We start from the raw sequence: 761 nt of genomic DNA, 5'->3' as shown, positions 1-761 counted from the left end.
GTCACAACGTAATCGACAAAGCTTGCTCCAAGCTTAGGTGAACCCAAAATAGAAATAATACAATTTTCAAACCCCGGGATAACATTATTCACCAATCCTTCAGGTGCGATTAATGCATATTTACCATGCTCAATGATTGATCTGCTTGATAATAAATCTGTAGGATAACCCATCTTTTATAAACTCCCCTTTTATCGTTATTCTTTGTAGGCTAATTCGTATAATGTACCAATCAACGCTTTAACCCCTTCAGCCAAATCAGCAGGTTCTGTGTATTCTGCCGGGTTATGGCTAATGCCCTTTCGGCTTGGAACAAACAGCATGGCTGTCGGGACCGTTTGGGCGAAAATTTGCGCATCATGACCTGCTCCGCTATACATTAACTTATAATTCAGGTTATTTTCTTTGCACTGTTTTTCGATGATTTCTACAATCTTAAAATCCATTGGAACCGGATCAGCATCCAACCACATATCAATAGATGTTTCTACTTCATGTTCTATCGAAATTTCTTTTATTTTTCTAGTAAATAGTTTAGTAAACTGCACGATGGCATTTTTGTCGGTATGGCGCACGTCTACGGTGAAAACGGCTTTTTCCGGTACAACATTGACGATATTTGGTCCGACTTCCACTTTTCCTACTGTCGCAACTAACGGATCACCTTGCTGCTTCGCTAAACTGATTATTTCATAGATCATATGGCTAGCGGCATAGACAGCATCCTTACGATAGCCCATCGGCGTTGTTCCTGCGTGGTT

The 761-nt window shown here is 40.5% G+C and carries 1 protein-coding gene and 1 pseudogene; both read right to left on the bottom strand.

All coding sequences use genetic code 11. From position 1 onward, the window contains the following. A pseudogene (locus F9802_RS19425) lies at window positions 1–173 on the bottom strand ((S)-ureidoglycine aminohydrolase); the annotation flags it as partial. 24 nt (window positions 174–197) lie between these two features. Beyond that, a partial coding sequence (locus F9802_RS19420) for a hydantoinase/carbamoylase family amidase (protein ID WP_152154740.1) occupies window positions 198–761 on the bottom strand: 564 nt, incomplete at its 5' end.

It is taken from the genome of Bacillus aerolatus (genome assembly GCF_009183655.1).
In the GTDB taxonomy this organism is placed as follows: Bacteria; Bacillota; Bacilli; order Bacillales; family Domibacillaceae; genus Pseudobacillus; species Pseudobacillus aerolatus.
This window is presented reverse-complemented; position numbering and strand designations above follow the sequence as displayed.